Genomic DNA, 23,737 nt, shown 5'->3' on the forward strand with positions numbered 1-23,737 from the left:
AAAAATGCTAGCTAGGCGCTATTTAGTAGCTGCTCTGGATCGTCCATATCCTTTTGATCAAGACAAAATCCTGAGTGAAGCACCCTGACCGCATCCTGGAGCTCGGACTCATCTACCACCACAGAGATCTTGATCTCCGAAGTTGAGATGAGCTGCATATTGATCCCGGCATCTCCCAATAGCTCAAACATGCTTTTGGCAACTCCGGGATGATGTTTCATTCCAAGCCCCACCAATGAGACACAGGCGATGCTATCGTTACTCATGAAACTTTGCGCCTCGAGAGACTCAGCCCGAGCCTGAGTCAGCATGACGGCTCTGGCATAATCACTGCGCTGAACCGTAAAGGTGAGCTCAGTGGATCCACAGCTGCCGGTGCTTTGAACAATCATATCGATATCGATACCATCATCCGCCACCGGCTCCAGCAGTTTAGCCGCGATCTGCGAACCTTCGGGCAACCCCTGGATCCCGATACTTGCCACCGAACTATCAAAGGCAATGCCGGCGATCAGCGGGCGCTCATCCTGTTCACAGCCATAGGAGATGAGGGTCCCCTGCCCCTGTTCAAAGCTCGATAGTACCCGCAGTGGAACCCGGTACTGGCCTGCCAGCTCAACCGAGCGGACCTGCAAAACCTTAGCGCCAAGGGCTGACATCTCCAGCATCTCTTCGAAGGTGATCTGCTCCAGTCTCCTGGCCTTGGGCTCGACTCTGGGGTCTGTGGTGTAAACACCATCCACATCGGTAAAGATCTGGCACTCATCCGCCTTAAGGGCCGCCGCCAGGGCAACGGCAGTGGTATCTGAACCGCCCCGCCCCAGGGTGGTGATATTATTTTCATCATCCCGCCCCTGAAAACCGGCAACCACCACAACCTTGCCCTCAGCAAGCTGTTTTTGCACCGACTCGGTCTGGCACTCCAGGATCCGGGCCTTACCGAACTGATGATCGGTACGCACCCCCACCTGATCCCCTGTCATGGAGACGGCGGCACAGCCGCGCTTAATCAGGGCGATGGAGAGCAGAGCGATAGAGACCTGCTCTCCGGTTGATAGCAGAACGTCCTGTTCACGGCGCGATGCCTGGGGATCTAACTCTAGAGCCATTCCCAGCAGACGATTGGTTTCACCCGCCATCGCAGAAACCACGACCACTATGTCATGGCCCTGCTGGCGATACTGACAGATCCTGTCAGCCACGGCCTCGATTCGCTGCAAAGAGCCTACCGAGGTTCCACCAAATTTTTGAACATACAGGGCCACGAACAGGTTTCCTTTATTAACGTCTAAAGTTTAAAGCTTATCTTCAAGCCAGGAGTGAACCGAATCCAGCGCACCCTTGAGTGCCTCCGGACGGTTACCACCAGCCTGGGCCATATCGGGGCGTCCACCACCTTTACCACCGACCCGCTGAGCCACCATGTTGACCAGCTCTCCGGCCTTGACGCTGGATGTCAGCCCCTTGGTCACTCCCGCAATCAGGCTCACTTTTCCATTCTGGTGCGTTCCAAGCACGATGATCGCTTCACCCAGCTTGTTCTTGAGTTCATCGACCGACTGACGCAGTCCCTTGGGATCTGCCTCTTCGAGCAGTGCTACCAGCACCTTGGACCCATTGATCTCGACCACCTGCTCCAGCAGGCCGTGTCCCGCCTGAGAAGCCAGTTTTGCCTTGAGCTGCTCAATCTCACGCTCCAGTAAACGGGAGCGGTCGATCGCCTGCTGAACCCGCGCCGCGATAGAGAAGCGATCACCCTTCACCAGGTGAATCACCTCATCGACCTCTTCGGCAACCTGATGCATGAAGTCAATCGCGGCCTGACCGGATACCGCTTCGATACGGCGGATCCCTGCAGCGATGCCCCCTTCAGACAGGATACGGAACACACCAATCTCACCAGTTTGCCCTACATGGGTTCCACCACAAAGCTCTGTCGATACATCACCCATAGTGACGACCCGAACCTTCTCATCATATTTCTCACCAAATAGCGCCATGGCGCCGGAAGCTTTCGCCTGCTCCAGATCCATCAGCTGGGTTTTGACCTGATGATTGGCACGGATCTGCTTATTGACCCAATCCTCGATGGCACGAATCGTCCCGGCGGAGACCCCTTCAAAATGGGAGAAGTCAAAGCGCATCCGCTCGGAACCAACCAGGGATCCTTTCTGGGTGACATGCTCACCCAAAATGTTGCGAAGCGCCGCGTGCAGCAGGTGGGTCACCGAGTGATTGAGGGCGATCCCCTTGCGACGATCTTCGTCGACCTCAGCCAGAACACTATCTCCGATCTTAAGCGTTCCAAGCTCCATATAGCCCTTGTGTACGAAGGCATTACCCACTTTGCGGGTATCTGTGACCGCGAATACACCGCCATCGAGGCGGATTAGTCCGGTGTCTCCGACCTGGCCACCCGACTCGGCATAAAAAGGTGTTTCGTCCAGTAGTAGCAGGCCATCTTCACCCTCAGCAATTTGCTCGACCGGCTGCTGATCTCTGAAGAGCTGAACAATTTGCGCCTGCTGGCTAATTTTTTCATAGCCGGTAAAACAGGTTTTCTCATCGATGCGCTGCATCTCGTTATAGTCAACTGAGAACTGGCTCGCCTTCTTGGCCCGCTCACGCTGCTCAGCCATCGCCTTCTGGAAACCCTCTTCGTCGATACTGTAACCGCGATCCCTGACTACATCAGCGGTCAGATCGGCAGGGAAGCCATAGGTATCATAAAGCTTGAACACCATGGCACCGGGTATGACCCGCGTTTCACCCAGCAGCTCCAGCCCCTCTTCGAGGATCTGCAGACCCCGATCCAGAGTCTTGACGAACTGCTCCTCTTCGAGCTGCAGTACCCGCTCAACAACCGGCTGTTGACGCTTAAGCTCAGGGTAGGCATCAGCCATCAGCTGTGAGAGCTCCTCAACCAGCTTGAAGAAAAATACATCGCTCGCCCCAAGCTTACGGCCGTGGCGAACCGCACGACGAATGATCCGACGCAGGACATAGCCCCGCCCTTCGTTGGAGGGCATCACGCCATCGACAATCAAAAAGGCACAAGCGCGAATGTGATCGGCGATCACTCGCAGGGACTTATTCTCCAGATCATCGGTGCCAACAATGGCTGCTGCTGACTTGATCAATGCCTGGAACAGATCGATCTCATAGTTTGAGTGGACTTTCTGCACCACGGCCGCGATCCGCTCCAGCCCCATTCCGGTATCCACCGAAGGCTTAGGCAGAGGCTCCAGGGTGCCATCGCTCAAGCGGTTGTACTGCATGAACACTAGGTTCCAGATCTCGATGTAGCGATCGCCATCCTCTTCCGGCGTTCCGGGAGGTCCACCAGCCACATCTTCGCCGTGGTCGTAAAATATCTCGGTGCAGGGACCACAGGGACCTGTATCACCCATCTGCCAGAAGTTGTCCTTGGCACCGATGCGCGAAAAGCGCGCCGGATCCGCGCCCATCTCGTTGAGCCAGATATCCGCAGCCTCATCATCCTCTTCAAAGACGGTGATCCAAAGCTTCTCGGCCGGAAGCTTGAGCTCCTCGGTCAAAAAGTTCCAGGCAAAGCGGATCGCATCACGTTTGAAATAATCACCGAAGCTAAAGTTGCCCAGCATTTCAAAAAAGGTGTGGTGACGCGCGGTATAACCCACATTGTCGAGATCATTGTGTTTACCACCGGCCCTGACGCAACGCTGAGAGCTGGTCGCTCGGCTGTAACCACGGTCCTCCAGGCCCAGGAAAACATCTTTAAACTGGTTCATCCCCGCGTTGGTAAATAGCAAGGTTGGATCATTGTCCGGAACCAGCGAACTGGAAGCTACAACTTGGTGCCCTTTAGCACGAAAGAACTCGAGAAACGCAGTGCGGATCTCTGACGTGGTCATATACATGAATAATCCTGCTCAATGTCAGTCATCGAAGTGAAATCTTTACCGGGGATAAGATAAAGTAATCGAGGTCAAAGGTAAAACTGAAAGCTTGGAAATCGCATCAATTTCGAGCAAATTCGCAGTAGCTGGGTGAAATTAAGCTGAAATTGTTATGGAGGTGTTACTCGATAGCGGCCCGAGCCTGCTCCAGGCTAAAGCCACGCCCGACCAGAAAGCGGGTCAATTTGAGCTTTTGTTCCCGGGATAAGCTCCCGGTCTCTTGATGTGAAAGTTTCTTGTGGCAAGCCTTGACTGCCAATTCAAACCAGTCACATTCACTTAAGTTAAGTTGCTCCTCAACGAGCGCCCGGTCAATCCCTTTTGCACCGAGCTCGCTACGGATCCGGCTCGGGCCAAAGCCTTTAGCGGCCCGGGAGCGGATCCAGCACTCGGTATAGCGCGCCTCGTCAAGCCATCCCTGAGTGATGCAATATTCGATGGCTGACGAAGCAATTTCGGCGCAAAAACCTCGCTGAGCAAGCTTGAGCTTAAGCTCCTGGCGGCAGTGCTCCCGATAACTAAGCAGATTCAGCGATGCTGCGATCGCCTGCTTCAATACATCGGAACTCTCTGCCATCGGCTTTACAGGGCGGCCTGATCCTGAGAACTCAGAGATGACATCTCAACCTCAGCACCTTCGCTCGCCGCTCCTTCACTCATCTCAGTAGTCAGCAGCAGCTGACGCAGCTTAGTTTCGATCTCCTGAGCTATGGCACTGTTCTCTTTAAGATACTTGATAGAGTTCGCCTTACCCTGGCCTATCTTATCGCCGTTGTAGCTATACCAGGCGCCGGACTTATCGACAATCTTGTTCTTGACCCCAAGGTCGATGAGCTCACCCTCTTTGGAGATCCCTGCGCCATAGAGGATCTGGAACTCCGCCTGCTTGAATGGCGGTGCCACCTTGTTTTTGACCACCTTCACCCGGGTCTCGTTACCTACAACCTCATCACCCTCTTTGACGGCACCGGTGCGACGGATATCCAGGCGAACGGAGGAGTAGAACTTCAGGGCGTTACCACCCGTGGTGGTCTCAGGGTTACCAAACATCACACCGATCTTCATCCGGATCTGGTTGATGAAGATACACAGACAGTTGGCACTCTTGATGTTGGCGGTGAGCTTTCGCAGCGCCTGGGACATCAGACGCGCCTGCAGGCCCATGTGAGAGTCACCCATCTCACCCTCGATCTCCGCTTTTGGCGTCAGCGCGGCCACCGAGTCGACAATGATCACATCGACTGCCCCGGAGCGAACCAGCATGTCGCAGATCTCAAGAGCCTGCTCACCTGTATCCGGCTGAGAAACCAGCAGTTCATCAACATTAACCCCCAGCTTACCGGCATAGACAGGATCCAGGGCATGCTCAGCATCGACAAAAGCACAGGTTTTACCTACGCGCTGCGCTTCCGCAATCACCTGCAAGGTCAGAGTTGTCTTACCCGAAGATTCGGGACCAAAGATCTCGACAACCCTACCGCAGGGAAGCCCACCAACACCCAGGGCCACATCGATAGCCAGAGAGCCGGTCGAGATGGTTTCAACATCCAGAGCCTTTGAATCACCCAGGCGCATGATAGAGCCTTTGCCAAACTGCTTTTCGATCTGGCCGAGGGCCGCAGCCAGTGCCTTTTGTTTATTCTGATCCATGCATCACTCCAAACTTAAAATCGTTTTTACTGCTGTAAGTATACTGTTTATTTATACAGTATCAAGTTTCAAAGCCAATCCCTTCGAGCTGCTCATTGAGGCCCTCGAGGGCATAAAGCACCGCCTGCTCACGAACCGAGGCGCGATCGCCCTCAAAGTGGCAACATTCACTCCACCACTCATTATCCGGTGCTATATACCAGCTAAACCAGACCGTCCCCACCGGCTTTTCTGTGCTACCGCCATCGGGGCCGGCAATACCACTGATCGCCACAGCCACATCGGCCTGTGAATTCTCAACCGCCCCCCGGCTCATCTGCTGCACCACGGCATCACTGACCGCCCCATGCTCAAGGATTAATGGTTCCGCCACCCCAAGCATCTGCTGCTTGGACTCATTGCTATAGGTCACAAAGCCACACTCAAACCATTGTGAACTCCCAGCAATCGATGTGAGCGCATGAGCAACACCACCTCCGGTGCAAGACTCCGCGGTTGCCATCCTGAGGCCTCTGGCACTCAGTAAACGACCGGTAATATAGGCGGTCTGCTGCAGAACCTGCTCCATCGGCAATCTCCTTGATCCGTGTTGATTGTGGCGATTCTACCCTGTTGTGTGGATCCTCACCAGATACAGAGTTCACCAGCCAGCCAGTTCCTCCCGGATATATGCAAGAAAAATTAACATATCTGACAGATTTAATCGTTAACCACCCTCTAAGAAATTGGCTAATATTTATCCGTAACGATTTATATCTCATTTCATTGAATCAATAGGAGCAAGGATATGACCATTGATAAAGCAAGAGTCCAGCAGATTTTTCAAAACCTCGAAACAGGCGATGCCGATGCATTTTTCTCCCATGTCAGCCCGGACGTTGACTGGACCGTGATGGGAACCCATCCGCTGGCGGGCCACTACCGCACGCTGGATGCATTTCGCAAAAGTACCTTTGAGCGACTCACTCCCTGTCTGACTCAGCCGATCCAACTGGTGCTGCAACATATTTTCGTTGAAGGAAATACCGCCATTGTCGAGCTCCTCGCAACATCAAAATCACGTGCTGGATGGGACTTTGACAACCACTACTGCTGGATCGTCACCTTTGCCGATCACACCATTGTTGAAGTTCGGGCTTATCTGGATTCTGCCATGGTCGCCAAACTAATCACCGAACACGAGGCATAAGGCTAGGCTCTGTTGACGTTTCAATTTTGAACCTGTTGCCCCTGAAAGTGCTCTGCTCGCGACGCGAATCACGCGGTTTAGTTGCTCTAAATAAGTGATGAGCAACAATGAACAGGGCTTTTTCAGGCGCAACACGAAGGGCCGTGGTTATTTTTCCACCCAACTACGTTATCAGATGCTCATGTAGAACAACTACACCACACATCTTTTGCCTTGCTGGTTGAAAAAATGACCAACTGCAGAACCAAATCTGAAACGTCAACAGAGCCTAAAGATCCGATAGCTCTTACAGCGAGATGTTCAGATTAAGTAACATCCATTTTAAATTAACGTTAAACCCTATATACTTCCCGGGTTATTTCGGAGTTCATTCATAACCCGGAGCAGGATCCGGGTTCTGTCGTAAAGGAGTAGATCGTGCTTGAAGCCTACCGTAAACATGTAGCGGAGCGAGCCGCACAGGGGATCGTTGCCCAACCTCTCAATGCCGGACAGGTCGCAGAATTAATCAATCTCATCAAACAGCCCCCGGCGGGAGAAGAGGAATTTCTTCTTGAGCTACTCAGTGAACGCATTCCTCCGGGAGTTGATGAAGCTGCCTACATTAAAGCAGGCTTTTTGACTGCAATCGCCAACGCAGAGGTGAGCTCGCCTATTCTGAGTGCAGAGCGTGCCGTCGAACTGTTAGGCACCATGCAGGGGGGTACAACATAGAGCCCCTGATTAAGCTGCTGGACAACCCAACTCTTGCTGCAACCGCCGCGAAGCAACTTTCATCCACCCTGCTGATGTTTGATGCATTCCATGACGTGGCAGAAAAGGCCAAATCAGGAAATGCTTACGCGCAGCAGATCCTCCAGTCCTGGGCCGATGGCCAGTGGTTCACCGATCGTCCCGAGGTGCCTGAAAAGATCACAGTCACCGTATTCAAGGTTCCAGGCGAAACCAACACTGATGATCTTTCCCCGGCCCAGGATGCCTGGTCTCGCCCGGATATTCCGCTGCATGCCCTAGCGATGCTCAAGAACCCAAGACCCGGGCTGGATGGCAACCCCCTGGAAGTCATTGAGCAGCTCAAAACCAAGGGTTACCCGGTTGCCTATGTGGGCGATGTTGTCGGTACCGGATCCTCACGTAAATCTGCCACCAACTCAGTGCTCTGGCATATGGGGGATGCGATCCCTCATGTGCCGAACAAGAAGGCCGGCGGCTATGTACTGGGGGGCAAAATAGCTCCTATCTTCTTTAACACCATGGAAGATGCGGGCGCCCTGCCAATTGAGTGTGATGTCAGTGCACTCAAGATGGGAGATGTCATCGATATCTATCCCTACCAGGGGCTTATCAAGGATCACAACAGTGGCAGCACCATTAGTGAGTTTGAGCTTAAAACCGATGTGCTGCTCGACGAGGTTCGGGCCGGTGGTCGGATCCCACTGATTATCGGTCGGGGCCTGACCGATAAGGCCCGTGAAACCCTGGGACTGGAGCAGGATAATCTGTTCAAACGTCCCGCCGCGGTTGCCGCATCCGATAAGGGATTCACTCTGGCACAGAAAATGGTAGGCCGCGCCTGTGGCGTCGAGGGGATCCGTCCCGGCCAGTATTGTGAACCCAAGATGACCACGGTCGGCTCTCAGGATACCACGGGCCCGATGACCCGGGATGAGCTCAAAGATCTGGCCTGTCTTGGCTTTAGTGCCGATCTGGTGATGCAATCGTTCTGTCACACCGCAGCCTACCCTAAGCCGGTGGATGTTCAGACCCATCACACCCTGCCTGATTTCATCAAAAACCGCGGTGGTGTGTCACTGCGCCCCGGAGATGGTGTTATTCACTCCTGGCTGAACCGGATGCTGCTACCGGATACCGTGGGAACCGGGGGGGACTCCCACACCCGCTTCCCACTTGGGATCTCCTTCCCGGCGGGCTCTGGATTGGTCGCCTTTGCTGCAGCAACTGGGGTGATGCCACTGGATATGCCGGAATCTATCCTGGTACGTTTTAAAGGCAAGATGCAGCCCGGTATCACCCTGCGCGATCTGGTGCATGCGATTCCCTACGCCGCGATTCAAAAAGGTCTGCTAACCGTCGAAAAAGAGGGGAAAAAGAATGCTTTCTCCGGGCGGGTCATTGAGATCGAGGGGCTGTCCGATCTTAAAGTCGAGCAGGCCTTTGAACTTGCCGATGCTACTGCCGAGCGCTCGGCGGCCGGTTGTACCATCAAGCTGGATGAAGCTCCGGTCATCGAATATCTCAAATCCAATGTGGTGATGCTCAAATGGATGATCGCCGAAGGTTATGGCGATCGCCGCACCATTGAGCGGCGTATTGAGGCGATGGAGGCCTGGCTGGCCAAGCCTGAGCTCCTGTCTGCCGATGCCAACGCCGAGTATGTCGAAGTGCTGGAGATCGATCTCAGCGAGATCAAACAGCCGATTCTGTGTGCGCCAAACGACCCGGATGATGCCAAGTTGCTGTCCGACGTTGCCGGTGAAACCATAGATGAGGTGTTTATCGGCTCCTGCATGACCAATATCGGGCACTTTCGCGCGGCGGGTAAACTGCTGGAGCGCTTTGAGGGCCAGCTACCGGGCCGTTTGTGGCTGGCACCGCCAACCAAGATGGATCAGGCGCAGCTCACCGAAGAGGGCTACTACAGCACCTTCGGTAAGGCGGGGGCTCGCATCGAGATCCCGGGTTGCTCTTTGTGTATGGGGAACCAGGCGCGGGTGGCCGATGGTGCTACCGTGGTCTCGACCTCGACCCGCAACTTCCCGAACCGTTTGGGGACCGGGGCCAATGTCTACCTTGCCTCGGCTGAGCTTGCCGCGGTTGCGGCCATCTTGGGGCGCCTGCCGACCCCGGCCGAGTATCAGGACTATGCCCACCATATCGATATGGTCGCCGCAGACACCTATCGCTACCTCAATTTCAATGAGCTTCCAAGCTATACCGAAATTGCCGATGAGGTAATAGTGCAAAAACCGGCATAAGCGCCCACAAAAAGAGCCCCATAAGGGGCTCTTTTTTTATATATCCCAGGCTAGCGGGCTATCTCTCGATACGAATCATCAGGGTCGCGGCTATGTTGCGCGCGGTTAGCTCAATATTCTGTGCCGCCAGCTCCAATGCCTCGGGCAGGCTGCAGGCACTATTGACCACGGAAAATACCGCATCCAGACCATGCTGATGCACCACGCCACAATCGGGGCTCAGGCAACCCGCTATCCCGATCACCGGCTTACCCTGCTCCCTGGCGACTCGCGCAATGCCGACGGGGGTCTTACCATGAACGCTCTGGCTATCGATCCGCCCCTCGCCGGTGATCACCAGATCTGCATCCATGAGTGCATCCCTGAACTTCAGCGCATCCATCACGATCTCGATACCCGGCCTAAGCTCTGCGGCCAGGCAACCTAACAGCGCCGCTCCCATGCCTCCGGCGGCGCCGGCTCCGGCGCAGTGCAACACTTGGTTGCCGGTGCACTCCTGAATACAGGAGGCGTAATGGGCCAGGTGACGATCAAGCTGCTCGACCATCTCGGGAGTCGCCCCTTTTTGCGGACCAAAAACTGCCGAGGCGCCCTTGGGGCCACACAGGGGATTATCCACGTCACAGGCTATCTGCAATGAAACCTCAGACAACCGGGGATCCAGTCCCTGCAGCTTTATCCGGTCAAGCTCGGCCAGTCCAGCACCGCCGGGGGCGATCCTTTGGCCCTCTTTGGTGAGAAGTTCGGCCCCTAAAGCCTGTAGCATTCCGGCGCCACCATCATTGGTAGCACTGCCACCTATGCCAAGAATAATTTTTTGCACTCCATGATCCAGTGCCCGGAGGATCAGCTCACCGGTTCCAAAACTGCTGGTTTGAAGCGGGTTTCGCTGCCTGGGTTCAACCAGATGCAAGCCGGAAGCTGCCGCCATCTCAATCACCGCCGTCTCACCATCGCCGAGCACCCCGAAAAAGCCCTCAACCGGCTGACCCAGCGGATCTCTGACCCAAGCCTTGATGAGCTGGCCCGAGGTCGCATCGATCATCGACTGTACGGTTCCCTCCCCTCCATCGGCCATCGGTAGCTTAAGATAGCTTACCTCGGGCAATACCTGGCGAAATCCCTTTTCGATGGCATCACAGACCCCCATCGCAGACAAGCTCTCCTTATAGGAATCGGGCGCGATTACAATCTTCATCAAAATCTCCTTAGATAAACCAGCCAAATACGCCAAAGATCAAGGTCGACACTATGGTCATGATCAATCCCACCGCCGACTCATAGGGCATCAATTTGAGCCGCTCTTTAACCCCCATGGAGACGCTCCCTCCCGAGGAGTGGAAAAAGCTACCATGGGGCATATGGTCAAAAACAGTTGCCCCGGCATGGATCATCGCCGCACTGGCCAGGGCCGGAACCCCCATAGAGAACAGGGTATGGCTAAATACGTTAGATGCCACGACGGTACCGGCCGTGGTTGAAGCCGTAGCCAAAGACATCAGCATTCCGCTAAAGGGAGCCAGCAGGTAGGCAGGTAATCCGGTGGATGTCAGCCCGTTAATCAGCAGATCCTTGAGGCCCGAGTTGGCGATGATCCCAGCCAGGGTGCCGGTTCCGAGCAGCATGATGGCAACCGGAGCCATCCGGCTTAACCCGGACACCGAGTACTCATTGAGGCTGGTCCAGCGGCGCATCACCAACACGCCCACCATTCCTCCCAGAGGCAGAGCAATCATGGGATCCACATTGATGCCGAACAGGGGGCGCAGCGCCAGCAGAATGATCGCCACCAGCGGCGCTGTGATAGAGCAGGCAAAGGAGGGAAGCTCACTGCGATCAACCTCAATCACCTCATGGGCAGCAACAAAGCTGCCACGGTTCACCAGCTTAGAGGCGATGAGGTAAGCGGCGAACATCCCGATGAGCCCCGGGATCACCCCGGCGGCCATCACTGAGGTCAGGGGAAGATGAAATGCATCGGCGGCTGCAATCGCATTGGGATTGGGCGACATGATGTTGCCCGCCTTGCCACCACCTATCATAGCCAGCAACACCGCGGTTTTTGAGATATTGGTACGCCTTGCGATCGCAAGACCTATGGGGGCTACCGTAATCACCGAGACATCAACAAACACCCCAACTGCGGTAAGGATCATGGTCGCCAGCGCCAGGGCTAACAGGGCCCGGGTCTCACCCAGCTTACCCACTATGGTTTCTGCAATACTGGTCGCAGCCCCCGACTCAATCAAAACCCCGGCCAGCACACCGGCGGCCAAAATTCGCATTACGGCGGTGACTATGCCCTGAGCCCCGTGGATCATCAACTCAACCGTATGCACCAGACCGGCGCCACCAATCAATCCGCCAATCAGGGCACCAATAATCATTCCATAGGCGGGGGGACTTTTCTAAGAATGAGAGCGATGGCAATGATAAGCGCCACAATCGCTCCAAGAGAGCTCACTTCAACCATGATGACAACCTTGCTGAATAACTATTCGGGCATTATCCAAAAGCTTGCGGCAATAATCTTTATTCAATTTCACAAAAAATAACTGGCTGATTAGTTATTTATTGGAACAATTCACAATTAGAATTAGATTTTAAGTGCCAGGTAGAGCTGCAGAAGATCATCTAACTGATTGAGATCCAATGCAGTTATCTGCTGTATCTGGTTCAGCCGATAGCGAAGGGTGTTGGGGTGAATATGCAGGGATCGGGCGGCGTGATTGAGATCACAACTCTGATCTAAATAATGTTTCAGGGTTTTGCGCAGCTGCTTTTTGGGGTCCTGCTGCTGCAATTTTTGCAAAGGAGCCCTGAGCTGTTCGAGCTTCCAGGGGCTATAGCAGTGATCAAGCAATACAGCTAACCGATAGTCCTGGTAAAAATAGATCCGTTTTCCAGGATGCTTGATCCGTCCAGCCCTCAGGGTCGCAGTGGCGGTCTGGTAGGATTGAGCCAGTCCCTGGACCCCGGGGAAATAGTGCCCCAGCGCGATATCGACCTCAAACTTGTGACGGGTTGCCCGCTCAATGAGCTCTTTTGCCTTTTTGCGCTCCAGCTCAACCTGCCATACTCCTTCATCGAGCTGGATCGGCTTTAACACTACGGCTTCCTGCAAGGAACTGATCGCCACCAGGTTGTGCCTCTCTGGATGCTCCAGTAGCTGCACCAGCTCGCGCAGCGAACCACTTGCCGCCTCCTCTGCCTCACGCAAAGAGACTATTGCAACCACCCGGGGAAGACTCAGATCGATTCCCAGATGGCGGGCCAGACTTTGCAGAGACTCGCTTCGGGAGGGTTCCTTGACCAGTTGCAGAATAAGCTCTTCACGATGGCGCCGGTCCCACTGGATCTCTTCGAGCAGGGCGGCCTGCTCTATGATGAGCTCAGCCGTCATCCGAACAAACTCACCATAGCGGCGCACCGTCTCGGGAGCACCTGAGATCCCAACCACCCCCAGAAGCTGCTGGTGAAAAGCGATCGGCAGATTGATTCCGGGGCGAACCCCATGCAGCCGGTTTGCCATCGACTGATCGATCTCAACCACCCGGTTCTCAGCAAGGGCCAGTACCGCGCCCTCGTGGCGCTCACCTAAACGGGAAAGATCACCGGAGGCGATGATCTGACCCTGGGCATCCATCACGTTCACCGACTCATCGACGATCTGCATCGAACGCTCAACGATCTGCCTGGCAATTCGATGATCGAGCTGCATGACTAAAAAGGTCTAGAGGGTGAACTCAAACAACGCCAAAACCGAGCGATACAGCTCTTCGGTCTTAGAGGCGGACAGAGGGGTTATAAAGATGGTGTCATCACCGGCAATGGTTCCCAGGATCCCCTCGGCCTTGCCAAGAGAATCAAGCAGGCGGGCGATCAGCTGCGCCGCACCCGGACTGGTATGAATCACCACCATGGCACCGTTGTGGTCAATATCGGTCACCAGGCTTTTGAGTTGACTGGTGGGGGTTGGTACCCCGAGCTCGACCGGCAGGCAATACACCATCTCCATCCGGGTATTACGGGTCCGGACCGCACCGAACTTGCTGAGCATCCGTGAGACCTTGGACTGGTTGATATGGTCAAATCCCATCTCTTTGAGGGCATCGACTATTTCTTGTTGAGAGCCAAAACGCTCCTCTTTAAGCAGCGCCTTAAACGCCTTATGCAGTTTTTCCTGTTTTTCAGTGTTTTTCATTATCTTCATGCCTTAGTCATGCGCACCGATATTCTCCTATCTTGCTTTCCCCTTTGCAACCAACTCCCCTGAGCTTCTCAGGCTAAATCACAATAAAAGTTGCTCTATCAATCAGTTGAAAAGTTGCACCCTGAGCAAGGCTCCGAATACGGGCCAAATCATGCTAAAATCAGCGCCAATTTTACGCCTGTGATGCAGGTCGTTTGCATGTCGCACCCGCAATCCCATAGATATGAAGAGACAATGAAAAAGAGCGCTACCACACAACACACGCCGATGATGCAGCAATACTTCAAGCTCAAGGCGGAGCACCCGGATATTTTGCTGTTCTATCGCATGGGAGATTTCTACGAGCTTTTTTATGATGATGCGAAAAAAGCGGCGGAGCTTTTGGATATCTCTCTGACCAAGCGGGGTCAATCTGCGGGAGAGCCGATCCCTATGGCCGGAGTCCCCTATCATGCCGTCGAAGGCTACCTGGCAAGGCTGGTCACCCTGGGTGAATCAGTGGCGATCTGTGAGCAGATTGGCGACCCAGCCACCAGCAAGGGGCCGGTAGAGCGCAAGGTGGTGCGGATCATCACCCCGGGAACCATCTCGGATGAGGCGCTCCTCAAAGAGCGTCAGGACAACCTGATTGCCGCCATTCATCATCAACACCTAAGCTATGGCATCGCGGTGCTGGATATGAGTTCAGGGCGATTTGAGCTCAACGAGTTCGATCACCTGGAAACACTCGCCAGCGAGCTCCAGCGGCTCAAGCCATCCGAGCTTCTCTACTGCGAGGACTTCCCTCATCCTGAACTACTGGAGCAGCAGCGAGGCTTGCGACGCCGCCCTCAGTGGGAGTTTGAGCTGGACAGTGCCCGTCGCCTGTTGTGCCAGCAGTTTGAGACCCGGGATCTCAAGGGCTTTGGTGTGGATGATGCTCATACCGCCCTGTGCGCCGCGGGTTGCCTGTTTCAATACGTGAAAGATACTCAGCGCACCGCCCTGCCCCACATTCACTCGCTGACCCGGATCGACTCCAGCGAGCATGTGATCCTCGATGCCGCCACCCGCCGTAATCTTGAGATCACCGAAAACTTAAGTGGTGGCAACGAGCACACCCTGGCCTGGGTGTTAGATCGTACCGTCACCCCCATGGGGGGGCGACTTCTCAAGCGCTGGCTGCATCAACCCAGCCGCAACCAGCAGATCCTTAAAGCCCGCCAAGAGAGCATCGAGACTCTGAGCAGCCAGCACCTGATAGAGGTGCTGCAGGATGAGCTCAAACCGATTGGTGACATGGAGCGGATCCTGGCGCGGCTGGCACTGCGCAGTGCCCGACCCCGGGATCTGGCGCGGTTGCGCACCGCCTTTGCTCAGCTGCCTCTAATTCGCGAGCTGTTGGAGCAGGCCGATTGCCCACATCTCTCGCACCTCACCCAAAAGGCCCGTCCCTTCCCCGAGCTGAGCGAACTACTCAACAGCGCGCTCATCGAAAATCCACCGGTACTGATCCGCGATGGCGGCGTCATCGCCCCGGGTTGGAACGAGGAGCTCGATGAGCTTAGATCCCTGGCCAGTGGTGCAACCGATGCGCTGGAGCGTATCGAACTGCGCGAGCGTGAACAGACAGGTATTTCTACTCTCAAGGTTGGATTTAATAAGGTCCACGGTTATTACATAGAGGTCAGCCGGGCCAGTGCCCATCTGGTCCCGACCCATTATGTGCGCCGCCAAACTCTTAAAAACAATGAGCGCTACATCATCCATGAGCTCAAAGAGTATGAAGAGAAGGTGCTGAGCGCTCAGAGCAAGTCTCTGGCTCTGGAAAAGCGCCTGTGGGAAGAGCTTTTGGATCAACTGCTGCCACACCTTAAGGCGCTGCAGCTGGCCTCGATGGCCCTGTGTGAGCTGGATGTGCTGACCAACCTGAGTGAACGGGCCGATACCCTTGGCTATAGCAAGCCTCAGCTGGTTGCCGAGTCCTGTATCGATATCGAGTCCGGTCGTCACCCTGTGGTAGAGCAGGTCACTGAGACTCCCTTCATCGCCAACCCGCTCACCCTTCACCCCGAGCGGCAGATGTTGATCGTGACCGGTCCCAACATGGGCGGTAAATCGACCTATATGCGTCAGGCGGCCCTGATCGTGCTGCTGACACATATCGGCTCCTTTGTCCCTGCAGCTTCCGCCCGTATCGGACCTATCGATCGGATCTTTACCCGCATCGGGGCCTCGGACGATCTGGCTTCGGGTCGCTCCACCTTCATGGTGGAGATGACTGAGACCGCCAATATCTTGCACAACGCCACCCGTCATAGCCTGGTGCTGATGGATGAAATTGGCCGCGGAACCAGCACCTATGACGGACTATCCCTGGCCTGGTCCTGCGCCGAACACCTGGCAAGCCAGACTCGCTGCTATACCCTGTTTGCCACCCACTACTTTGAGCTGACCCAGCTCCCTGAGCTAATGCCGGGAGTGGTTAATGTGCACCTGGATGCGATGGAGCATGAGGATGGCATCATCTTTATGCATGAGGTTCAGGATGGGGCAGCCAATCGCTCCTATGGTTTACAGGTTGCAGCCCTTGCGGGTGTTCCCAGCTCGGTCATTGCCAGGGCCCACCAAAAGCTCAACGAGCTCGAGCAACAATCCGTGGAAACCAAGGGTAAACCGCTCGCACCAATCAGCTACCCACAACCCAAAGCAAAGCGGACCTCAGCGGCCGAGAAGCTACTGGCCAGCATCAACCCAGAGCAGATGACTCCACTGGATGCCCTGCAGGCCCTGTATAAGCTAAGACAACTGCACGATGAAGAGAGCCTGACAGCCGCCGACCTTCTATCATAACTCGGGAAAAAGTTAGCACCCGCTGCATCGGGAAGCAAAGCGGAAGTCATTGACCTCCTCTTTGCTTCCCTGCACTCGGACCTGATGATACTCCTTGCAGGTTTATCACCGTTTCAGCCCATAAATACCTTTGGTTATGTCTCAGATCCGTTGCTCATACAAAGGTGTACTGATTTCAAGGTCACCAACCTTCTGTCGCAGGGATGCGGCAGCAGAGGCTCCATGGACGGATACACCCCCTGTTGGTGAGGCGTGAAATCAGACATCAACAACAGATGTGAAACACGACCAATACCTTTTACTCTAATTCAAACTTAGAGTAGTCCACCCTATTACCTTCTGGTGATGCCTGAATACTTTTTATCTCCTGATATTTAATAATGACTATATACCCTACACAGGCAAAGAATAAACCGATCACCAGGGTGCCAACCCACTGTATTCTCAAAAAATCAAGCTTGAATAGTAATGTCAGTAGGCTTAATACCACTATATTACCCAGTATGTACTTCACCTTACCGAGTCTGGATACCGTCATTCCAATGTTGTCTGTATACAAACGAACCAATGAATCCAGCGAGTTAATCACAAAGGTAATTCCGACCACCGCCATGATAAGGCTATAGAAACCCGATACATTCAACCCATGACTATAATAGAAATACAGGGTGGTAAACCAGATTGCAATCGGAATAGAGGGGAATATTAGCATCACTAAGAATACCTGCCAGGTTCTCAGACCGCCAACAAAGCGTGAAGTAAACTGGCCGATCATGATACTCCAAGATAACCACCAAAACAGATAAAATGCGTGATATGAATTAACAGGCAGCAGGAACTTATCTAAATGACTAAAGTACCCCCCAAGCAGTAGGAAGGTAGAAAAAAACTCACTCAGACCTGAGGGGTGAGCAAAAGCCCCGAGCCATATCAAGCCGATGAGAGCGATAAATAACCAGGTTGTCCCAAGGCTTAGCACCCTGACATAACGCAAGCTGGTACTTGAGTATACAGAAATCGAGATCACTAAAAACACGATAAGATAAAAGCTGCCAATCACAGTTTTACCATCACCCATTTGTGGCAGGTACCAGGGAAGATTAAACAAAAGCAAATAAGCGGTAAAAGCACAGGTTCCAATAATCACTATATTATTAATAAATTTAACCAGGGGTATCTCAAAGAATTTAACCCTTGGCTCGATTACGCAAAAATAAAAACAGGTTAAGAAGTAAAAACCCCAGATCAGGCCCCCCCAGAACCCGAACTCAATTGCCAGCGGGTTGGTAAAACTAAACCCAGGGTAAGTGCTGAGATCCGTATAGCGACTGAATTCAGTCAATGGCAGCATGATGAGACCTGCATCGAGTCCCGATGTAAATAAAATAGAGATAAAACTAAAGGTTTTTACCGGGGTAACACCGATACAACGTAGGTTTCCCCATTTAAATAAGATGATTGCAATTGCGACATAGGTAAAAATCATTCCAGCACTTAACCAGGCTGTCATTACGCACTCTCCTTTGCATACAAGATATATCGCGGGGACAGACCTTAGTAAGCCTATAGATTTCTCCACAACGCTCCGAAGTGAAATCCCTGTACTATCCTTTAACCCTTTAAACCCATCAGTCGATGGGCTCTAACGATCTTTGCTCCTTCTGCCAGACCTCTGATACCTGAACCTCTGCAGTCGAGGCGGCTAATGGTGGCTTTCGCAAAATCATGTCGGCGGCTTTCTCTGCCAGCATAATGGTTGGCGCGTTCAGGTTACCATTGGGGATCGTCGGGAAGATGGATGAGTCCACGACCCGAAGTCCCTCTATGCCTCGGACCCGGGTGCTTGAGTCCACCACAGCCATCTCATCCTCACCCATCCTGCAAGAGCAGCTCGGATGATAGGCGCTCTCGACCGACTCACGCACAAATGCATCAATTTCGTCATCCGTTCGCACAGCTATGCCCGGCTGGATCTCCTCCCCCCTGAAGGGATCAAAGGCACTCTGGTTGATGATTTCCCGGGTCAGGCGAACACATTGGCGAAAACCTTGCCTGTCTGCGGGGTGCTGAAGGTAGTTAAATCGGATCTCTGGGGGCCGATTTGGATCCGGGCTAGTCACTCTGACATGACCCCGGCTCCGGGGCTTGTTATGCCCTATATGCACCTGAAAGCCATGGCCATCGAAGGCACTTTGGCCATCGTAGCGCATGGCGGCGGGCAGAAAGTGATATTGAAGATCGGGCCACTCAATCCCGGCTCTTGAGCGAATAAACCCACAGGACTCAAAGTGATTGGTTGCCCCCAGGCCATCTTTTTTTAATAGCCAGCGCGAACCGATTTTAAACTTACTCCATAAATCAAGCTGGCCATTGAGTGTAATCGGCTGTTTACACTTGAACTGGAAATAAAACTCCAGATGATCCTGAAGGTTTTCGCCCACCCCGGGTAATTCATGCTTAAGTTCAATCCCCGCCTTTTGCAGTACCTTAGATGGACCAATTCCGGAAAGCTGAAGTAGCTGTGGTGAACCGATGGAGCCGGCACTTAAAATGACCTCTTTGCGACTAAACGCCTGCTGCAATTTTCCCTTTCGCTCAAACGCGACACCGACCGCTTGCTTTTCCTCCAGTAACACCTTATGTACCAGAGCATGAGTCAACACCGTCAGATTTTTTCTGTGTAAAATCGGTTTAAGATAAGCATTCGCCGTTGACCAGCGAACTCCATTCTTAACCGTCATATGCATCGGCCCAAAGCCCTCCTGCAACTTGCCATTGTAGTCCTGAGTCTCAAAGTAACCTGCCTGGACACCCGCCTGAATAAACGCCCGATACAGGGGATTTTGCATCCGGTTACCATTGTTGACCGCCAAAGGTCCATCCGCACCACGATAACTATCCTCGCCAAGGCTCCAGCTTTCCGCTTTTTTAAAATAGGGCAAACAGTTTGCGTAGCCCCATCCCTGGGCCCCCATCTCTTGCCACTCATCAAAATCACGGGCGTGGCCGCGTACATAGACCATGCCATTAATCGATGAAGAGCCCCCCAGGACTTTCCCACGTGGGCAATGCATTTTTCGCAGGTTCAGGTAAGTCTCGGGTTGGCTTTCAAACTGCCAGGCATATTTGCTGGTGTTCATTGGAATGGATAACGCGGTCGGCATCTGGATCAAGATGCTCTTGTCACTGCCGCCGGTCTCCAGCAGCAGAACCTGATTGGCAGGGTCTTCACTCAAACGATTCGCCAGCACACAGCCCGCAGACCCTGCACCAACTATGATGTAATCATAGGTCACAACGCTCTCCTAAAATGGGCTTTCCAGTGGGCTCATTCCCATGTAGACGGCTTTTAGCTGGGTGTAATGGTTTAAGGTCGCCATCCCATTTTCTCTGCCAATCCCGGATTGCTTATAGCCCCCGACCGGCATCTGGGCCGGGGAGGCTCCATAAGCGTTTACCCAGCAAATTCCCGCTTCAAGTTTGTGGGTCACTCGATGGGCTCGGCTAATATCCTGGGTAAATACGGCTGCAGCCAGGCCGTAATCACTGTTATTGGCCCGGTGAATGACTTCGAGTTCATCCTCAAAGGTAAGGAGGCTCATCACGGGGCCAAAAATTTCTTCCTGAACGATGCGCATCTCATCATGGCAATCGGTGAAGATGGTCGGTGCCACAAAGTACCCCTCAGGAGCCGATTCCGGGGTCAAGGGTTTGCCCCCCGTCAGTAAGCGGGCTCCTTCACTCAGGCCTGAGGCAATATAGTCCAGTACCAGTTGATAGTGCTTCTGAGAGATAAGTGCGCCAAAGTTGACCTTGGGATCCAGGGGGTCACCGGCGACTATATTCGCTTCGGTTCGCTCTAATAGGCGCTCCACAAAAGCGTCATAGATGTTTTGGTGGACAAAAACCCGGGTACCATTGGTGCAAATCTCTCCCTGGGTATAGAAGTTTCCGAGCATCGCTGCAGAGACAGCATTGTCGATATCGGCATCTTCAAAAATAATCAGCGGTGATTTTCCCCCAAGCTCCATGCTGACCTCTTTAAGGGTGCTGGATGCTGCCTGCATCACCTTTTTCCCGGTTTCCACTTCACCGGTAAAAGAAACCTTGGCGATGTCAGGAGATTGCGTCAGCCACTGGCCCACCCTGGCATCCCCTTGAACAACATTGAATACCCCGGGTGGTACACCCGCTTCGATGAAAATCTCAGCCAACTTCAGCGCCCCCAGAGGAGTTTCTTCGGATGGCTTAAAGATCATTGCATTACCGCAAGCCAGAGCCGGGGCAGCCTTCCAGCAAGCGATCTGCAATGGGTAATTCCAGGCCCCAATCCCGCCGCAAATCCCCAGCGGCTCACGGCGGGTATAATAAAAATCCCCCCCCAGGTCCTGCTGATTCCCCTCAATCGAAGACGCCAGACCCGCAAAAAACTCAATGGAGTCAGCTCCGGTCACCACATCAACCACAGAGGCTTCCTGCCAGGGCTTGCCCGTATCCAGTACCTCTATTTTTGCCAACTCATCATTACGTTCCCGAAGTAAATTCACGGCCCTATTCAGGATACGTCCCCGATCCATACCCGACATTGATGACCAAACTTCGAATCCATGACGCGCACTTTCAATCGCGGCCTTCTTAATTTTTTCGTCAGCAATTTCAACCTGATAGATGACTTTCCCGGTCGCAGGATTCAGCACATCGAAGGTTTCACCCGATTGATTATCAAGATACTGACCCGAGATATAATTTTTGTAGCAAAACATAACCTAACAAACCAGAAACATAAGAATTTTAGTATCCTAACAAATTTAACAATCAAAGATCCAAACAAGCTTGATCACTTATCCAAGACTTTCGCTCTGCTACGCAAGCAAACTCCCGGCAAAGGCCGCACCAGTGCCATGCCACAGCTCAGAAGCAGGAGAGCTCCGAACTCTGAGCCTCAGCCTGGCTCCATTTTGTAAAAGTGCTCTAGACTAAAATCATCGATACTTGGCTTTCAGCTCGACTCTCCACCTTTCAAGATCAAGGGATCACTATGGACAGCTATTGCAGAGAGTGCGGGGCACAAGTTGAAGCATCCAGCCCCAGGTGCGATCAATGCGGTACGATTCAGGACTCTTTTGTCTATAAAAGCCGGATCGCGGCGGCCTCCCTTGCGATGTTCGCCGGGGTATTTGGGTTCCATCGGTTTTTCCTGGGCCAGTGGTGGGGGATTTTTTACCTGCTGCTGTGCTGGACCTATCTCCCCTGGCTGGTTGGCATCATTGAGGGAATCGTGTTTCTTGCCACCTCTCAGGAAAAATGGAACAAGAAATACAACCAGGGGATTTCGGCAGGCTCGGAAAAAGGCACTGTACTGGTGGTGGTGGCGGTGCTGTTTCCGCTGATCGCTATTATCGGTATCCTTGCGGCGATCGCGATTCCGGCCTATCTTGATTTCACCATCCGCGCCAAGCTGGCACCGGCCCATCAAGCGATACACAGCGCAACCCAGGCCGTTGAAGCCTATACCATTCGCGAGCAGGCCTGGCCGGCAGACAACGCTACTCTGGGCCTGAGTACTGAGCCTGTAAATTCACGGCTTGGTGCGATCCGGATTGAGGGTGGTGTTATCCATCTCGATGTATCATCGGCGGCAGGGACATCCGGCAGCATAATTTATGTTCCCAAAGCCACTGAGCAGGGGATCCAGTGGAGCTGCAGCAAGTCCACCATCCCCAGGAAGTATTTGCCGACGAAGTGCCGGTAGATGCCGGAATAGCGATGCATAAGGATATGCGAATGCAGTGATAACCATATAATAAAGGGGCTGAATGATCAGCCCCTTTGACGATAAAAGAGAACTCCTGGAATCTAGCTTAAACGGAACAGCGCATCAATTGACAGTCCCTGTTGACTCAAAAGCTCGCGCAGCCGATGCAGGGCTTCCACCTGGATTTGCCGGACCCGCTCACGAGTCAGACCAATTTCACGCCCTACCAGCTCCAGGGTAGATGCCTCATAACCCAGCAGGCCAAAGCGCCGTGCCAGCACCTCTCGCTGCTTGGGGGAAAGCTCTTCGAGCCAGCGCACTATGCTCAGGCGGATATCCTCCTCCTGGGTCTGGGACTCCGGCTCGGAGCCGTGATCGTCGGCAATCACATCCAGCAGCGCCTTATCTCCATTGCCCCCGATCGGCATATCCACCGAGCCTATCTTCTCATTGAGCTTGAGCATCTTGCTCACCTCTTCCACCGGACGCTCCAGCTCACAGGCGATCTCTTCGGCGGAGGGCTCGTGATCCAGACGATGGGCCAGCTCCCGGGCGGTTCGAAGATAGACATTGAGCTCTTTCACCACATGGATGGGCAGACGTATGGTGCGGGTTTGATTCATGATCGCCCGCTCTATGGTTTGACGGATCCACCAGGTGGCATAGGTCGAAAAGCGGAATCCGCGCTCGGGGTCGAATTTTTCGACGGCACGGATAAGACCAAGGTTTCCCTCTTCGATGAGATCTAAAAAGGCTAATCCGCGGTTGTTATAGCGTCTTGCGATCTTAACCACCAATCGCAGATTGGACTCAATCATCCGCTTGCGGGCAACCTTATCTCCTTTGAGGGCCCGACGTGCATAATAGACCTCCTCCTCTGCTGTGAGCAGCGGGGAAAAACCTATCTCGCCTAAATAGAGCTGGGTTGCATCCAGATTCTTGCTCTGTAACTCAACCGCTTCCTCTTCGGCCTGCTGCTCTTCAATTGCGGCCAGCTCCTCGGTGCGAGCATCCTGCTCAACCAACTCGGCAACTTCGGCCACCTCTGCCTCATAACTAACCTTTTTTTCGTCTTGCTGCTGTTGAGTTTCTTGTTGTTTATTCTTGGTTTCCCGGCCCATAGCTCTCACTCCCTGATCCTCTCAGGTTTTAAGCCAAAGGAAC

At 53.6% G+C, this 23,737-nt stretch carries 15 protein-coding genes and 2 pseudogenes; 4 read left to right on the plus strand and 13 right to left on the minus strand.

Features of this window, described 5'->3' with window-relative positions; genetic code table 11:
• Positions 1-11: 11 nt before the first annotated feature.
• From DB847_RS20440 to DB847_RS20460, 5 genes are all read right to left on the minus strand, one after another.
• On the minus strand, positions 12-1,265 hold the full coding sequence (locus DB847_RS20440; protein WP_108652330.1) for an aspartate kinase: 1,254 nt from the start codon (positions 1,263-1,265) through the stop codon (positions 12-14).
• Between the two features lie 30 nt (positions 1,266-1,295).
• Positions 1,296-3,899: an alanine--tRNA ligase gene (gene alaS, locus DB847_RS20445; RefSeq protein ID WP_108652331.1), complete on the minus strand. Its 2,604-nt coding sequence runs from the start codon at positions 3,897-3,899 to the stop codon at positions 1,296-1,298.
• 160 nt (positions 3,900-4,059) lie between these two features.
• The gene (locus DB847_RS20450) at positions 4,060-4,515 is read right to left on the minus strand and encodes a regulatory protein RecX (RefSeq protein ID WP_108652332.1); all 456 of its coding nucleotides are present in this window, start codon (positions 4,513-4,515) and stop codon (positions 4,060-4,062) included.
• 5 nt (positions 4,516-4,520) lie between these two features.
• Entirely contained in the window at positions 4,521-5,588 is a 1,068-nt protein-coding gene (recA, locus tag DB847_RS20455; protein ID WP_108652333.1) for a recombinase RecA, read from the minus strand.
• 61 nt (positions 5,589-5,649) lie between these two features.
• Complete coding sequence (locus tag DB847_RS20460; protein WP_407644427.1) at positions 5,650-6,162, minus strand: CinA family protein; 513 nt, start codon at positions 6,160-6,162, stop codon at positions 5,650-5,652.
• Positions 6,163-6,375: 213 nt separating this feature from the next.
• Here DB847_RS20460 and DB847_RS20465 point away from each other — a divergent pair, with 213 nt between their 5' ends.
• The gene (locus DB847_RS20465) at positions 6,376-6,777 is read left to right on the plus strand and encodes a nuclear transport factor 2 family protein (protein WP_108652335.1); all 402 of its coding nucleotides are present in this window, start codon (positions 6,376-6,378) and stop codon (positions 6,775-6,777) included.
• Positions 6,778-7,194: 417 nt separating this feature from the next.
• Positions 7,195-9,773 (plus strand): annotated as a pseudogene (acnB, locus tag DB847_RS20470) (bifunctional aconitate hydratase 2/2-methylisocitrate dehydratase).
• Between the two features lie 58 nt (positions 9,774-9,831).
• Here acnB and DB847_RS20475 read toward each other — a convergent pair.
• The 4 genes and pseudogenes from DB847_RS20475 to argR all read right to left on the minus strand — a co-directional run bounded on the left by DB847_RS20475 (position 9,832) and on the right by argR (position 13,977).
• Entirely contained in the window at positions 9,832-10,971 is a 1,140-nt protein-coding gene (locus tag DB847_RS20475; RefSeq protein WP_108652336.1) for a glycerate kinase, read from the minus strand.
• Positions 10,972-10,981: 10 nt separating this feature from the next.
• Positions 10,982-12,246, minus strand: a pseudogene (locus DB847_RS20480) (GntP family permease).
• Positions 12,247-12,369: 123 nt separating this feature from the next.
• Positions 12,370-13,494 (minus strand): sugar diacid recognition domain-containing protein, encoded by a 1,125-nt coding sequence (locus DB847_RS20485; RefSeq protein ID WP_108652337.1) that lies wholly within the window; start codon positions 13,492-13,494, stop codon positions 12,370-12,372.
• Positions 13,495-13,506: 12 nt separating this feature from the next.
• Positions 13,507-13,977, minus strand: a complete 471-nt coding sequence (argR, locus tag DB847_RS20490) for a transcriptional regulator ArgR (protein WP_108652338.1) — start codon at positions 13,975-13,977, stop codon at positions 13,507-13,509.
• Positions 13,978-14,220: 243 nt separating this feature from the next.
• Between argR and mutS the strand changes: the two genes are divergently transcribed.
• A complete protein-coding gene (gene mutS / locus DB847_RS20495) occupies positions 14,221-16,818 on the plus strand; it encodes a DNA mismatch repair protein MutS (RefSeq protein WP_234418452.1) in 2,598 nt (865 codons plus the stop codon).
• 298 nt (positions 16,819-17,116) lie between these two features.
• Here the strand turns inward: mutS and DB847_RS20500 are convergent, their stop codons facing one another.
• From DB847_RS20500 to betB, 3 genes are all read right to left on the minus strand, one after another.
• A complete protein-coding gene (locus tag DB847_RS20500; protein WP_108652340.1) occupies positions 17,117-18,328 on the minus strand; it encodes a choline transporter in 1,212 nt (403 codons plus the stop codon).
• Between the two features lie 118 nt (positions 18,329-18,446).
• The gene (betA, locus tag DB847_RS20505) at positions 18,447-20,114 is read right to left on the minus strand and encodes a choline dehydrogenase (protein ID WP_108652341.1); all 1,668 of its coding nucleotides are present in this window, start codon (positions 20,112-20,114) and stop codon (positions 18,447-18,449) included.
• Between the two features lie 9 nt (positions 20,115-20,123).
• The gene (gene betB, locus DB847_RS20510) at positions 20,124-21,581 is read right to left on the minus strand and encodes a betaine-aldehyde dehydrogenase (RefSeq protein WP_108652342.1); all 1,458 of its coding nucleotides are present in this window, start codon (positions 21,579-21,581) and stop codon (positions 20,124-20,126) included.
• A 275-nt stretch (positions 21,582-21,856) separates the two neighbouring features.
• Between betB and DB847_RS24560 the strand changes: the two genes are divergently transcribed.
• Positions 21,857-22,570 carry a pilin gene (locus tag DB847_RS24560; protein ID WP_159084771.1) on the plus strand — a complete coding sequence of 238 codons (714 nt, stop codon included), beginning with the start codon at positions 21,857-21,859 and terminating at the stop codon, positions 22,568-22,570.
• 104 nt (positions 22,571-22,674) lie between these two features.
• Here the strand turns inward: DB847_RS24560 and rpoS are convergent, their stop codons facing one another.
• Entirely contained in the window at positions 22,675-23,694 is a 1,020-nt protein-coding gene (gene rpoS, locus DB847_RS20520; protein WP_108652343.1) for an RNA polymerase sigma factor RpoS, read from the minus strand.
• Between the last annotated feature and the right edge of the window lie 43 nt (positions 23,695-23,737).

Origin of the sequence: Dongshaea marina (genome assembly GCF_003072645.1) — a bacterium.
GTDB classification, from domain to species: Bacteria; Pseudomonadota; Gammaproteobacteria; order Enterobacterales; family Aeromonadaceae; genus Dongshaea; species Dongshaea marina.